General features: G+C 65.2%; 14 protein-coding genes. 2 read left to right on the top strand and 12 right to left on the bottom strand.

Features of this window, described 5'->3' with window-relative positions:
• Both E9229_RS06410 and E9229_RS06405 read right to left on the bottom strand, forming a co-directional pair.
• Positions 1-975: an ABC transporter substrate-binding protein gene (locus E9229_RS06410; protein ID WP_246380384.1), complete on the bottom strand. Its 975-nt coding sequence runs from the start codon at positions 973-975 to the stop codon at positions 1-3.
• A 53-nt stretch (positions 976-1,028) separates the two neighbouring features.
• Positions 1,029-2,648, bottom strand: a complete 1,620-nt coding sequence (locus E9229_RS06405; protein ID WP_183510435.1) for an amidohydrolase — start codon at positions 2,646-2,648, stop codon at positions 1,029-1,031.
• Between the two features lie 127 nt (positions 2,649-2,775).
• Between E9229_RS06405 and E9229_RS06400 the strand changes: the two genes are divergently transcribed.
• Entirely contained in the window at positions 2,776-3,672 is an 897-nt protein-coding gene (locus E9229_RS06400; protein ID WP_183510433.1) for a LysR family transcriptional regulator, read from the top strand.
• Between the two features lie 34 nt (positions 3,673-3,706).
• Here the strand turns inward: E9229_RS06400 and E9229_RS06395 are convergent, their stop codons facing one another.
• The 6 genes from E9229_RS06395 to E9229_RS06370 all read right to left on the bottom strand — a co-directional run bounded on the left by E9229_RS06395 (position 3,707) and on the right by E9229_RS06370 (position 8,514).
• The gene (locus tag E9229_RS06395) at positions 3,707-4,333 is read right to left on the bottom strand and encodes a thymidine kinase (RefSeq protein WP_183510432.1); all 627 of its coding nucleotides are present in this window, start codon (positions 4,331-4,333) and stop codon (positions 3,707-3,709) included.
• A 44-nt stretch (positions 4,334-4,377) separates the two neighbouring features.
• Complete coding sequence (locus E9229_RS06390; RefSeq protein WP_183510431.1) at positions 4,378-4,803, bottom strand: SRPBCC family protein; 426 nt, start codon at positions 4,801-4,803, stop codon at positions 4,378-4,380.
• A 104-nt stretch (positions 4,804-4,907) separates the two neighbouring features.
• The gene (locus E9229_RS06385) at positions 4,908-6,308 is read right to left on the bottom strand and encodes a hypothetical protein (RefSeq protein ID WP_183510430.1); all 1,401 of its coding nucleotides are present in this window, start codon (positions 6,306-6,308) and stop codon (positions 4,908-4,910) included.
• Positions 6,308-6,733, bottom strand: coding sequence for a hypothetical protein (locus E9229_RS06380; protein ID WP_183510429.1), 426 nt, complete (start codon positions 6,731-6,733; stop codon positions 6,308-6,310). Before E9229_RS06380 ends, E9229_RS06385 begins: the two co-directional genes overlap by 1 nt.
• Before the next feature lie 15 nt (positions 6,734-6,748).
• Positions 6,749-8,149, bottom strand: a complete 1,401-nt coding sequence (locus tag E9229_RS06375) for a hypothetical protein (protein ID WP_183510428.1) — start codon at positions 8,147-8,149, stop codon at positions 6,749-6,751.
• Between the two features lie 11 nt (positions 8,150-8,160).
• The gene (locus E9229_RS06370; protein WP_183510427.1) at positions 8,161-8,514 is read right to left on the bottom strand and encodes a DUF6507 family protein; all 354 of its coding nucleotides are present in this window, start codon (positions 8,512-8,514) and stop codon (positions 8,161-8,163) included.
• Positions 8,515-8,636: 122 nt separating this feature from the next.
• Between E9229_RS06370 and E9229_RS06365 the strand changes: the two genes are divergently transcribed.
• Positions 8,637-8,876, top strand: a complete 240-nt coding sequence (locus tag E9229_RS06365) for a hypothetical protein (RefSeq protein ID WP_183510426.1) — start codon at positions 8,637-8,639, stop codon at positions 8,874-8,876.
• A 270-nt stretch (positions 8,877-9,146) separates the two neighbouring features.
• Here E9229_RS06365 and E9229_RS06360 read toward each other — a convergent pair whose 3' ends face one another.
• The 4 genes from E9229_RS06360 to E9229_RS06345 all read right to left on the bottom strand — a co-directional run bounded on the left by E9229_RS06360 (position 9,147) and on the right by E9229_RS06345 (position 13,177).
• Entirely contained in the window at positions 9,147-9,572 is a 426-nt protein-coding gene (locus E9229_RS06360) for a DUF3151 domain-containing protein (protein WP_183510425.1), read from the bottom strand.
• Positions 9,573-9,574: 2 nt separating this feature from the next.
• Positions 9,575-10,597: a class II fructose-bisphosphate aldolase gene (gene fbaA / locus E9229_RS06355; protein WP_183510424.1), complete on the bottom strand. Its 1,023-nt coding sequence runs from the start codon at positions 10,595-10,597 to the stop codon at positions 9,575-9,577.
• Positions 10,598-10,740: 143 nt separating this feature from the next.
• Positions 10,741-12,357, bottom strand: a complete 1,617-nt coding sequence (locus tag E9229_RS06350; protein WP_183510423.1) for a M23 family metallopeptidase — start codon at positions 12,355-12,357, stop codon at positions 10,741-10,743.
• Between the two features lie 238 nt (positions 12,358-12,595).
• Positions 12,596-13,177: a TrmH family RNA methyltransferase gene (locus tag E9229_RS06345; protein WP_183511916.1), complete on the bottom strand. Its 582-nt coding sequence runs from the start codon at positions 13,175-13,177 to the stop codon at positions 12,596-12,598.
• Positions 13,178-13,297: the final 120 nt, after the last annotated feature.

The following is a 13,297-nucleotide window of genomic DNA, read 5'->3' as shown; positions in this document are numbered from 1 at the left end:
CTACTTGCCGTCGTTGATCGTGGCGACTTCGATGCCCATGTCCTGGACGTTCCAGGCGCCGAGGACCTTGGTGTATGTACCGTCATCGATCAGCTCCTGCAGCGCCTTCTGCACCGCCGAGATGAGTTCCTTCTTGTCCGGGTTCATCGCAATGCCCCAGGGGCTCTTTTCGCCTTCGATGGAGACTGCTTCCAGCTCGCCCTCGGAGGACTGGGCGCGGTAGGCGGCGACGGGGAAGTCATTGATGCCGGCATCGGCGCGGCCGTTGCGCACCTGCAGGATCGCATCCTGGTCACCGGCGAACGCCAGGATCTCGACGCCTTCCTTCTTGGCTGCCTTGCATTCCTTGTCGAAGCCCTTGACCAGGTCAAATGACGATCCGTTATCGACCACGGCGACGGTCTTTCCGCAGGCCGAATCCGGCACACCCATCCCCGCCGGGTTTCCGGCCTTGACGACCCAGCCGTTGCCGGCACCGACGTAGTCCACGAAGGTGACCGTCTTGCGGCGCTCCTCATTGTCGGTCATGGAGGAGAGCAGGATGTCATAGCGTCCGGTGGTGATGCCGGGGATCTGCGCGTTGAAGTCCTCCGTGTTGACGGAGATCGGTACGCCGAGCTTGTTGGCGATGGCGCGGCCGACCGACGGGTCGACGCCGATCAGCGTCTTCCCGTCCTGGGCAAAGAGCTCCATCGGCGGGTAGCCCTCGGAAGTGGTCATCTTCAGCCCGGTGGACCTGATGCCTTCCGGCAGCATCGCGGTGAGCTCCGCATTGGGCTTGATGCCGTCGATGACCGGCTTCGCCAGGTCCTCCTCCGGCGCCGGAACCGCGGTGAATGCCTGGGCGGGGGCGGCTGCACCGTTGTTCGCTTCCTTCAGGGTCTGACCGCCGCAGGCCGAGGTGGCCAGCAATGCGATCAGTGCGGCGGAGGCCAGTGCCGCGGAGCGCATCTTGCCGAGGGTGGTGTTCGTCATGGTTTTTTCCTTCTAAAGGTGCGTGATGTTCGGGGGGGGTGCGGGAGCTGGCGCTAGCCAGCTGCCCGGTGGCGGATCAAGCCGCCGACGGCCGTGGCGACAACTGAGACGTCGCGCAACTCGGAAGGATCGATGGTGTAGGGATCGGCGCCCAGGGCGGTGAAGTCGGCGAGCATTCCCGGACGAAGACGCCCCTTGTGGGATTCCTCTCCGGAGGCGTATGCGGCACCCACGGTGTAGGCGGCAATGGCTTCGGCGACGGTGATCCGCTCGCCCGGCTGCCAACCGCCGGCCGGCTGGTCCTGCTGGTCCTGGCGGGTGACTGCCGCATGGATCCCGTGCAACGGATCCGGCAGCTCAACCGGTGCATCGGATCCGAAGGCCGGGTGCGCGCCGGCGTCGAGCAGCGAGCGCCAGGCATACGAGGCGATGTCGCGCCCGGCCAGGAGGGTCGAGGCCAAGGGGATGTCGGTGGTGCAGTGTGTCGGCTGCATCGAGGGAATGACGCCGAGCTCGGCCAGCCGCTGGACGTCGTCCGGGCGCAGATGCTGGGTGTGTTCGATGCGGTGGCGCAGGCGGGGAAGCCCGGGCCGGGCGCCGGCTGGGGCATCGAGCGGGTTCCGGGCCAGGTCCTCGTAGGCGTCGAGCACCAGTTGGTTGGCGCGGTCGCCGATCGCGTGGGTGGCCACGGCGATTCCGGCACCGGCTGCCTGCCGCACCAGTGCGAGCAGCTCCAGGTAGGGAATGACCTCGATGCCGGTGTTGCCGTCATCACCGGGGAAGGCCTCGGTCATGTGGCAGGTGTGGGAGCCGAGGGCGCCGTCGGAGAACAGCTTGACCGGCCCGGTGCGCAACCAGGCATCCCCGTCTCCGGTGGCCCGTCCCATGGCGATGGCGTGATCCAGAGCGGTCATCGGGATGGCCTTGTGCACGCGCAGGTGCAGCTCGCCGGCGGCCCGGAGTTGCTGGTATCCCTCGAGCGCATCCTCTCCGTCGAAGTCGTGGACGCCGGTCAACCCGACGGCGAGGAGCCGGCGTTGTCCCTCGGCGAGTTGGGCGCCCAGGTCACCGGCTGCCGGGCTCTGACGGATTTCGGACAACGGGTCCTGCGCGGTTTCACGCAGGATGCCCGTGGGGTTGCCGTCGGCGTCGCGCACGATCTCCCCACCGACGGGACACGGTGTCCCCGCGTCGATGCCGACCGCCTCAAGTGCAGCCGTGTTGGCCCAGAGGGTGTGGCCGTCGATGCTGGGCAGGGCCGCCGGGCGGCCACCGGTGACCGAGTCCAGGGCCTGGCGGTCCGGCTGGACCGGGCGGTCCCAGGCGTTGTAGTCCCAGCGGCCCCCGAAGATCCAGGCACCTTCCGGAAGCGTCGCGGCATAGGCCCGGACCCGCTCCAGGGATTCCTCCAGCGAACGGGTGCCACGAAGGTCCAGCGCGGCGATCTCGCGGGCATAGTTGCCGGTGTGGATGTGGGAGTCGGTCAGGCCGGGAACCACGTGTGCCCCGCCGAGGTCAACCGTCGAGGTAATCCCGGTCGCGTGTGCGCGCAGTTCTTCCGGCGTACCGATGGCGAGGATCCGTTCGCCGCGGGTGAGCATCGCTGTGGCTCTCGGGGTGGTGGACCACTGAGTATGGAATGTGGCGTTGAGGTACAGATGTTGCTCAAGCATTACTGGTTCTTATTCCCTGTTCACGTTTCGGATGCCATCGGCCGGAATTCTCCAGTCTAGAAGGATCCCAGTGAAGCTATGATGTAGGACACCCGCTACTTAGACTCCCTCACTGCAAGGAAAACTGATGCTTAACCTCGTTCACCTGAGAACGCTTGTTGAAGTCCTGCGCTTGGGTTCGTTCACGGGAGCCGGCAACAGACTCGGATACACGGCCTCCGCCGTCTCACAGCAGATGTCGGCCCTGGAACGCGAGACGGGCATCCAGCTTTTCGTGCGCAGCGCACGCTCCGCCCACCCGACAGACTCCGCGCACGTCGTGGGCCAGCATGCCCTGAAGCTGCTGCGTGACGCCGATGAACTGTTGGCCGCCGCTTCGGCGACGGTTCATGGATCGGCGCGGGAGCTGCGCATCGGGGTGTTCCCGTCCGCCGCGATGTTCATCCTTGCCGATGTGCTCGAATCCCCGGATTGGAAGGATCTGGGCATCCAGCTGAAGATCACCATCGGCGAGCCCAGCACCACCGTCCCACGGCTCCGCTCGGGCGGCGAACTGGACATGGCGATCATTTACCAGGTGGGGGAATCCGGCCTGGTGCTGCCCCAGGGCGTCACCCGGCACTGGATCGGCGACGATCCGTATTGCGTGGTTGTCCCCACCGCGTGGGGCATGCGTGAAGGCTCCCGGATATCGACCGAGGAGCTGGCCAATAGGCCGTGGCTGCTGCACCACCGCGGGTCAAGCGATGCAACAATCATCGAGTCCACCCTGGCGAACGCCGAACTGCACCCCAGGGTGGTGGCAACCAGCGATGATTTCACCGCGACGCTGCGCCTGATTGCAGCCGGACATGGCATGGCATTGGTCCCGCGCCTGACCCTGGCCACCCGCCCACCGGGCCTGACAGTGGTCCATGTTCCGGAGCTGGCCCTGTCGCGAAAGCTCATTGCGCTGCGCGCTGAGGCAGCCCCGGTCGAGGCTGCCCGGGAATTCCTCCGCATGGCCGGGAGCCTGGCCCAGTAGGCGGAACGAGCTCCACGCCACTGCTTCGGGCGGGTCAGGACCCCAGCGCCCCGCCGGAGGCCTCGAGGTAACAGGACCCGCACAGGGATTCGTACCAGACGTCCGCCCCATCGATGGCTACCTGGTCCCCGTCGAACACGACAGCGTCTCCGATTCGCCGGGTGTTGAACAACGCCTTTCGCCCGCAGCGGCAGATGGTCTTGAGCTCCTCGATGGTGTGGGCGATCTCCAGCAGCCGGCGCGAGCCGGGGAAGGCATGGGTCTGGAAGTCGGAACGGATTCCATACGCGAGCACCGGGACCCTGTCGAGCACGGCGATCCGGAACAGGTCATCGACCTGCTCTGGGGTGAGGAACTGGGCCTCGTCGACGAGCAGGCAGGCCACGGGCTTGATGTCGACGTGTTCGAGCAGCGCGTCGGGGTCATCGCCCGCCGCCTGGAGCGCAAACAGGGCGCGCAGCGATGCGTCGGCGGGAATCAGGAAGTCGACACCCCGGGTCATGCCCAGACGCGAGACGATGTCCGCCTCGCCCTTGGTGTCGATGCCGGGCTTGGCCAGCACCACACGCTGGCCACGTTCCTCGTAGTTGAACGCAGCCTGCAGCAGGCCGGTGGATTTGCCGGAGTTCATCGCACCGTAACGGAAATAGAGCTTGGCCAAGACAATCCTTTCAAGGGTCCCGGCAGTCAAGTCTAGTGGCGGCCTCAGGGCGCCATTTCCGCGAAGTTCTTGAAGGCAGCCAAATGCCCCGCCTCCGCCGCGGCCACGGCGTGCCGCAGCTCCGCCGGGCTGCCGCCCGGGCCCGCCGGAGGAACGGAGACCACCAACTCCATCCGGGTGTCGGAACCGTCCTCGCTCAGCGAGTAGGAGTAGTCGGTGCGCCCGTCCCCGGGACCGGTAGACAGCGTGATCGCCCTTCCGAGGTCCAGGTCGATGACGGTCAGCTGCCGTTCATGGCCACCGGAATGGTAGTCGAGCACCGCCCCGACACGCAGCGGTTCCTCGGCATGCATCTCGGCGATTCCGGGCATCCAGGCCGGGGCCGCAGCCCAATCAGTAAGCAGGTCCCAGACCCGGGCGGGAGGTAGATAGACCAGCTCAGTGAGCCTCAGCGCCGTGAAATCTTCCATAGGCGCATCATGCCCCCGATCCGGAGCCGGCGGAAGGGGCTGGCAGGCGGAGGAGCCTGGAATCCATTGTCCTTCGTCCACCGTCGCACCGGGATTTGCCTCGGTTACGCCAACCGGGCATCGCGCCCGAAATAGGCGGCCTGCAGGGCGTCTTCGACCTGGCGGAAGATCAGAGCACTCTCGGTGGCCCACATTGCCGTTTTCACGTCTCCGGACCCCGGTTCCTCGACGGTCCCGATCCGGTAGTTGCCCCGCGGTCCGGCGTTGACATAGGTACATGCCGGCACGGCGCCGCGCGGTCCCTCCACCTCGAGCTGCCAGATGAACCAAGGCTGGTTCCAGACCTGCTCCAGTACCTGGCCTGCGCCTTCTGGGAGCGGCGCCTCGCCTCCGAACCGTTCCTCGATGAGCTCTTGTTCGAACATGAACGGTGCCACATGGAGGTTCCAGGCCGGTCCTGCCCCGGCCCAGCGCGAGACCGACGATGTCAGTTCGGAGAGCGGAAGGATCTGGACCTTCAGCGCACCCTGCGCTGGTGAATCCCACGCCTGGTTGAGGATCAGGGGGCCATAACCCGGTCCGGCGATGACCAGGGCCTGGTCTCCATAGGCAAATGCCTGGAAGAGGCTTTCATGGTCCAGGAATCGACCTGTCAGCCTGAGCCGTGCCGAGGCATCGCTGAGAGCCGCCGCCATGAATTGTCCGACGCCTCCCAGCCGGCCATTTTCCATCAGGCCCAGCCCGCGGAGTTCGTCCAGGACGGGGTCCGCGGTCATGGCGCCCAGCCGGCCGACAACTGCATCCTGGAGTTCGGGGATCCTGGCCAGCGCTTCACCGGAGATCCAATTGCCCGCGCCGACATCGGCGCCGGAGGTCAACTGCAGACTCAGGTCTTCGGCCTCCTCACCCAGCACATCCGTGGCAATGGGGTCGATTCCGTGCATCGCGGGCGCCGGCACGTGATCAGCGGCATCGGCCGGTCCAGCGGCGCGCAAGGCGACGGTGGAACGGGCCATGCGCTCGAAATCGCCATCGAAGATGAAACGGGTTTGGATGGCCGTGGTGGTGCTGATCTGAATGGCCCAGCCGGAAAGGAGCACCAGGTAGTCGACGCCGCTGACGGTGCGGCCGTTCGGGGCCCGGTGGGTGTACTCGATCGCCCGCCCTTCATGGGAGGCCAGCGGTTCTCCCAGTGCATCGGTGGGCACGTTGCCCCCGGCATCCGGGTTTTGGAAGCGATAGGCCCAGCTTCCCACATCAACGATGCGGGTTTCCGACAGACTGGATTCCAATCCGGCAAGCGCCAACCGGGAGAAGTCCTGCAGCGTTCCCGCATAGGCGTTCACCGTCACGACGATGTTCGGGGTGAACTCGTTTTCGGCCGGCGGCATGGCAGCGAAGAGCTCCACCTCTTCGCGCAGTATCTCCGGAATCCACGTGCCGGCGGTTTCAAAGGCGAGCACTCGTCGATGCCCCACTGTGGTCTGCGTGTTCTGCTCGGACATCAGCGCCATCCCTTTCGTGCTTGAGCTTCCGGTACTTCTTCGTTCGGGCCCCACAACGGGGTCTCTGGCAGTCCACCGCGACCGACCCAGTCCTTGTGCCAGCGCGGGGTCAGCGCGGCGGGCCACCACCAGCGCATGCCCAGTCCCACCGGGATGAAAACAACCAGCAAGACGTTCCAGATGAGACCCGCGGATTCGAGCCGTTCCGCCGAGGCATAGATCGCCGGGGCGAGGCACACTATCGCCAGGGCAGCCACGCCGAATTGCAGTGGTGCGTAGTTCCTTTTGGTAAAGACCAGCGGCCCCGGTCCCTGCCGTGCCCATGAGCGCCAGGCGCCGGTCCACGCCCGGAAAAACGGTATGGCGAGGGCCAGCGCGGCCAGGGCGATGACCACCAGGAAGATCAGTAGTTCTTGTACCGTCATGTTTCCGATCTCCTGTTAGCCAAATGGATTAAATGATTTGAGCAGGTTCATGCCGGCATCCCCTACCGCGGCGCCGAAGGATTTATCCCCGTGGCGCATGTCGTTGACCAAGCCGCCCACTGCCCCTCCCACGTTACCGCCGACCCAACCGCCCACGAGGCCGCCCACGAAACCGCCCACGGCCGCGCCGACGCCCGGAATGGGAATCAGCGCCTGGCCGATCGCGCCACCCGCGAGCCTACCCACACCAGTTCCGACTACGGAACCGATCTCCGAGGCCACCGCGACGGTGCCCGCATCCACAACCGCATTGCCATGGTGCTCGGCCTCGGACATTTCCGGGTTGCGCAGCACACTGGAGTTGTACCCCTCGGAATAGGAGCCAGCAAACGTCAGCGCTGGACCGGCAACAGCCAAGACCTTGCCAGCGGGTCCCTTCAGGAATGCTTCGGCCTTCTCCAACGGCCTGAGGATACCGGGCGAACCGTTCGCCAGTCCGCTGGTTCCCGGAGGAGCGCCGGGTCCACGGGTTAGTTGGGTGCTAAATGAGAGGTCGTTTCCTGTGGTGTTGAGTTTGGTGTTCCTCAGCCAGGGGTACCGGGCCACCAGCTTCCCGAGCATGGAGGTCGGAGGGAGGTCTCCGCTCGTGGAAGTCCTATACACGTCTCCGAGCATGGCCCGTGTGGCGTTGTTCGACACTCGAACGAGGTCCGGTCCTTGACTGGCGTGAAGGCGCTCGAGATAGCTCGACGGCACCCCCAGCCGTTCCAGCACGAAGGCATTAATCCTGAATCGGTTCGGGTTAACCGGTTGGCCCGGCGTCGAGGTTTGGGTGAAGCTGAAGAAGAGTTTTCCGTCCCTGAAGGTGAAGTGCGAGGCACCGAGTCCGGCAGCCTTGAGCAGTTCTTTGCCGTCGCCCATCTTCCCGGCCACCGTCGCGGCTGTCTCGAGCCCACCTGGCATGGATGGATTGAGCTTTCTCAGGGCACTCGCACAGCGGTCTACGGCGGCGTCATATAGGCCGGCCACCGCATCCACTTCGTTTTGCACCTCCGTGTTGTCCTGCCAGTATTCAGTGTCCTGGTCGACGAAGGGAACGGCATTATGGGTGGCTGCCCGGGAGCGGATGTTCTCAAAACGCGACCGCAGGGCGGTCATGTCATCGGCGAAAGCTTCAAGTGCCTTGGCCGCGTCATCGGTGAGTGCCATGGTCGCGTCGATGTATGGACCCATGACCTTGGTGACGGCGGAATATACCCGGTCCTGATGCGGGGACTTGAAAACAGCGCCCAGGTTTTTCCACTCGCCCTGGACCTCATCCCTGATGGAGTCGGAGTAGACACCGACCGAACGGACGTCCCAGGCCGCATCATCGATGGCGGCAGGGTTTGGAAGGGCCTCGGGAAGTCCCGTCATGTACACGGCCATTACTCGGCTCCCGCCTGATCGTCCTTCGACATGTCGGGAATCAGGTCCACGGCGTTTTCTGCGGCCGCAGCCATCGTCGCATCGGCATCTTCATACGCTTGGATGGCCTTGCCTGTCTGCCCAGTGATGGAACGCCCCGCACCGAGTGCAGCCTCAAGTAGTGGACCAGCAAAGTCATGCAGCAGGGAGTCCAAGGCATCTCCGATGTCCAGATGATTGCATGCAGTTGCAGACGCGCTGAACGAGCTGACCAACGAGTCTGACTGGCGTTTGAGGCGCTCTATGTCATCCGCCGCGTATCCCACGATCTTCTGGGCCTCACTAACCGAGACTTCCCAATGATCCAGCGCCATGCGTTATTTGCCTCCGGGTATCCGATCGCGGAACTGCCCACGACACCATTCGAACCTAGTGCACTTTCGGTGGGGCTGCGATGGGGAGAAGTCCCCATCGCAGCGGTACAGAGAAAGCCGACGTGGCCATTGTGTGCCAGCGGGCACCGGATGAAGAGCACGAGACGGTACTCGAGGACTTCTTCCACGCGGGTACCCTCGACTACGCGTCCGCACAGCTCGGGGAGCTGATCGAGCTGCGCAGCAGGATTCCGACGGTTCTGGAGGTGTTCATGGACCGGCCGGCCATCCTGAGCCCGTTCGCCGATAAAGCGGCGGCCATCACGGCCATCTCCGGCGCCGGAAACCCCAGCCCGGCTTGAAGAGCTCTTTGGCGTGGCGACCCCGCGGGGCAAGCTGCCAATGGGCCGGCCGAGATCAATGGACGCGGTGCTGGCGAATGGGCCGGCCATGCCATTCGATACGGTTATCGATCCGCTGTTCCCGTTCGGCCACGGCCTGCGCTACCCGGGGGTCCCGAACCCGCCTCGGATGGCACGGCCGCGAAACCGGTTTTCTGACCACAGGCCGCGGGGCTGCCCTAGAGGATTTTCCCCAGGTCAGCCCAGCTGCTGGTCGCTGGTGCGTGGAATCTACTCTCCTGCGGCTATGGCAGCGGCAGCCAACGGATCGGATTCGTTGAGGAACTTGCCGATGCGCTCGACTTCCTCACTCTCGCCGAGCACTGCAGCGGCACGCTGCAGTGCGTAGAGTGCGCGCAGGAAACCGCGGTTGGCCTCGTGGCGCCACGGCACCGGTCCCTGTCCGCGCCATCCGGCCTTGCGCAGCGCGTCGAGGCCTCGGTGGTAGCCGACCCGGGCATAAGCGTAGGACTCGACGGTGCGGCCCTCCTCGTAGGCCTCGTTGGCCAACAGTGCCCAGCCAAGCGATGATGCCGGGAAACTGGCCACCACGTCGACGGGCTCGTCGCCGGCTGCCAGGCGCGCGATGACTTCTTCCTCCACCGGCAGGAGGGTCTCGGGAATGCCGAGCAGGTTGCGTCCCATAATGTCGCTCATGTCTACTTCAGCGCCTTTCCGGCGGAGCCCAGCTGCTGTGCGGCTTCCACCACGCGGGCCGCCATCGAGGCCTCGGCTGCGGCACCCCAGACGCGCGGGTCGTAGGTCTTCTTGTTGCCGACCTCGCCATCTACCTTCAGCACGCCGTCGTAGTTGCTGAACATGTGGCCGGCCACCGGGCGGGTGAACGCGTACTGGGTGTCGGTGTCGATGTTCATCTTGATCACGCCGTAGGAGACCGCGTCGGCGATTTCCTGGGAGGAGGAGCCCGAACCGCCGTGGAAGACCAGGTCGAACGGATTGGCCTTGCCCAGCTTGGCGCCGACCTGCTCCTGAATGTCCTTGAGCAGCTCCGGGCGTAGCTTCACGTTGCCCGGCTTGTAGATGCCGTGCACGTTACCGAAGGTCAGGGCTGTGATGTAGCGGCCGTTCTCGCCGGAGCCGAGGGCGGCGACCGTGGCCAGCGCGTCTTCAACGGTGGAGTACAGCTTGTCGTTGATAGCATTTTCAACGCCGTCTTCCTCGCCACCAACGGCCCCGATCTCGACCTCGAGGATCTGTTTGGCTGCATGGGTACGCGGAAGCAGCTGTGCCGCGATACGAAGGTTCTCCTCGAGTGTTTCGGCCGAACCGTCCCACATGTGAGAGTTGAAGAACGGGTCTCGGCCAGCGGCGACCTCGGCCTCGGAGGCGGCAAGCAGCGGCAGCACGAATTCATCAAGCTTGTCGGCCGGGCAGTGATCGGTGTGCAGCGCGATATTCACGCCATAGCTCTTCGCCACTTCGCGGGCGAAGGCAGCGAAGGCCAGCGAGCCGGTGACCATGTTCTTGATCGAGGATCCGGACCAGTAGGCCGCACCACCGGTGGAAACCTGGATGATGCCATCGGACTCCGCCTCGGCAAAGCCACGGATGGCGGCGTTCAGGGTCTGCGAAGAGGTCACGTTGACCGCCGGGAAGGCGTATCCGCCGGACTTGGCGGCGTCGATCATGGCGTTGTAACGATCCGGGCTTGCGATGGGCATGCTGACTCCTGTGATGGAAAAGGGCGGTTGGGAGTAGACCTCGTTGGCTCAACACCATCTTAGCGACATGGCGTGTGGAAGGCCGGTCGCATGACGCGGCCGGCCTTCCACCGTTGATGGCATCCCCTTTGCTTCTCCGGGGATCAGGAATCCTTCCTGGCTGGTGGCGTTTCAATCACCTGGGACGCCTGCCCGGGCTTGGCCGGGGGAAGGCAGTAGCCGTCCTCCGACACGATGCCCGTTTCGGGGTCGCCCTTCTCCTTCGCCTGCGCCTGCGCCTGTATCTTCCCTTCGGTCGGCACCACGACAGGCTCCAACTCGCAAATGGATCCCACGGGCAGATCCGACTTCTGCGCAGGAGCCACCTCGGGTTCCGGTTCTCCCGGCGGCGGGGTCGACGGCGAATTCGAGGGTTCAGCTGTTGGCGCCGGGGCTGACGAGGTGGGTGGTGCCGCCGAAGTCGATGGCGTCGATGAAGCAGGAGGAGTCGCAGTGGCACTTGGCGTCGGAGCCGGCATCGTTGGGGTCGGGGCTGACGAGGTGGGTGGTGCCGCCGAAGTCGATGGCGTCGGAGCCGCGGTCGGAGCCCCAGTCGGCATCGCTGGCGTCGGAGCCGCGGTCGGAGCCGCGGTCGGAGCCGGAGTCGGCATCGCTGGCGTCGGAGCCGTGGCCTGAGTGGCGCTTGGCGCCGCGGTCGGATCAGAAGGCGTCATGCTCGGCTTCGGAGCGCTCACGGGCGGGGGGATCTTCGAGGGAGTCGGCGATGGTTTGAGTGGTTTCTTGGGGGGCGATGGCGTCTTGTCGGGGTGCGGGCTCGACGGCGCCTTCGTCGGTTCAGGCATCGGCTTTGGCTTGGGCGCTTCGGTGGGCGCAGTCGGTTTGGCGGGCTGCTTCGGCTCCTTGTGCATGGCCGGGGCCGATGCTGCCGGCGGACGGGCGATGGCAGGCAAATACGGGCTCTGGTCACCAGTCTCCTGAGCCTGAACCCGTGGCGCTCCGGTGTTGGTGATCGGTTCGGCTGCAACCGTGGTGTTGCTCGAGTCCACCAGGGGCCGGGGTTGGCCCGGGATGATCGGGAGGTAGTTCCTCGGGTCGACCCAGCGGCCGTTGATGATGACTTCAAGGTGAAGGTGGCAGCCGGTGGAGTTGCCGGTGGTCCCGACCAGCGAAATGATCTGGCCCTGCTTGACCTGCTCGCCTACTCGGGCGATGAGCTGCGAGTTGTGGCTATAGCCGGTGCGGATTCCGTTGCCGTGGTCGATGGTCACCCGTTGGCCGGAGTGCCCGGCCCAGGCAGACTGGATAACCACGCCATCAGCAGCCGCCCGCACCGGCGCCCCGCAGACCTGAGCGTAATCCTGTCCGATATGGATCTGCATGCCTGGACCGGTGGGGTTATGGCGCCAACCGTAGGGGCTGGTGATGTACCGGGAAGTGACGGGATGGATGAAGGAGAGCCCCCCGGGCAATGCCGTCGCCGCGGGCAGATAGCCGGTGTCATTGGAGATTCCCTGGGGCAGGTTCTGTCCCGAGAGGCCTCCGGGCATGCCCTCGACATCTTCGACGGCCGCCGGGTTGCTGCGCAATTGGGCGCCTTCCCAGGTCACCGCGTCCACGTCGGCCATCGGTGAAACATAGACAGCCGGGACGGCCGCGGCGGCTGTTCCCAGGGCGTTGGCCAAGACCGGGGCTTCCAACAGCGGGGAGAAGGTGGTGCCGGTCGAGGCAAAGACCGCCGCCACCGCTAAGGCAACTCCCATGGTGCGTACCGGATGCGCCCCAGCGCTTCGGGAGGTGGGCCGGTGATTCACCCGATGTAAAGACATGTGCCCGACTCCTCTCGCCATCCCTCCCGCAAGAAAGGGATCCCAAGCAACCGGCCGGACCATAGTCGTCAGGATCGGTAGGCGGCTCCCCAAGAACCGCGCGCTCACGCCTCACGGTAGCTTACGCATCTGCCCTGAGATAGGGGTTCGGGCTACTTGAAAATGGCGTCGACTACCTGACCCGCTGGTTGAAGACATGGCGGCGGATCCATGCGTGCATGGCAATACCCGCCGCCGATGCCGCATTAATGGACCGCGTGGAGCCGAATTGTTCAATGGACAACGTCGCCTCGGCCGCCGCATGGACCTCTGCGCTGAGCCCGGGCCCCTCCTGGCCGAAAACCAGCACGCATTTGCGCGGTAGTTCATAGGTTTCCAGTTGCTGGGAATCCGGGAAGATGTCGATGCCGATGATCGCCAGCCCTTCCGCATGCGCCCAGGCGGTGAACTCCTCTACCGTGGCGTGGTGGCGTACGTGCTGGTAGCGGTCGGTGACCATGGCCCCGCGGCGATTCCAGCGGCGTCGGCCGATGATGTGCACCTCTTTGGCGAGGAAGGCGTTGGCGGTGCGCACCACGGTGCCGATGTTCATGTCATGCTGCCAGTTTTCGATGGCGATGTGGAACTCGTGGCGCCGCGTATCGAGCTCGGCGATGATCGCGTCCATCTTCCAGTACCGGTATTTGTCCAGCACGTTGCGGCGGTCGCCCTCTGCCAGCAGCTCCGGGTCGTAGTGCTCCTCTTGCGGCCACATGCCCTCCCACGGGCCGAGGCCCACTTCCGGGCGTTCATCGTGGATCGGTTCGGCAGCGGGCTCGACGGAGCCGGGCTCTTTCGCAACGGGTTCAGGGGCTGAAGTCACCCTTCAAGGGTA

This window comes from Paeniglutamicibacter cryotolerans (genome assembly GCF_014190875.1).
GTDB classification, from domain to species: domain Bacteria; phylum Actinomycetota; class Actinomycetes; order Actinomycetales; family Micrococcaceae; genus Paeniglutamicibacter; species Paeniglutamicibacter cryotolerans.
The sequence above is the reverse complement of the archived record's forward strand: the minus strand, read 5'-3'. Positions and strand labels throughout refer to the sequence as shown.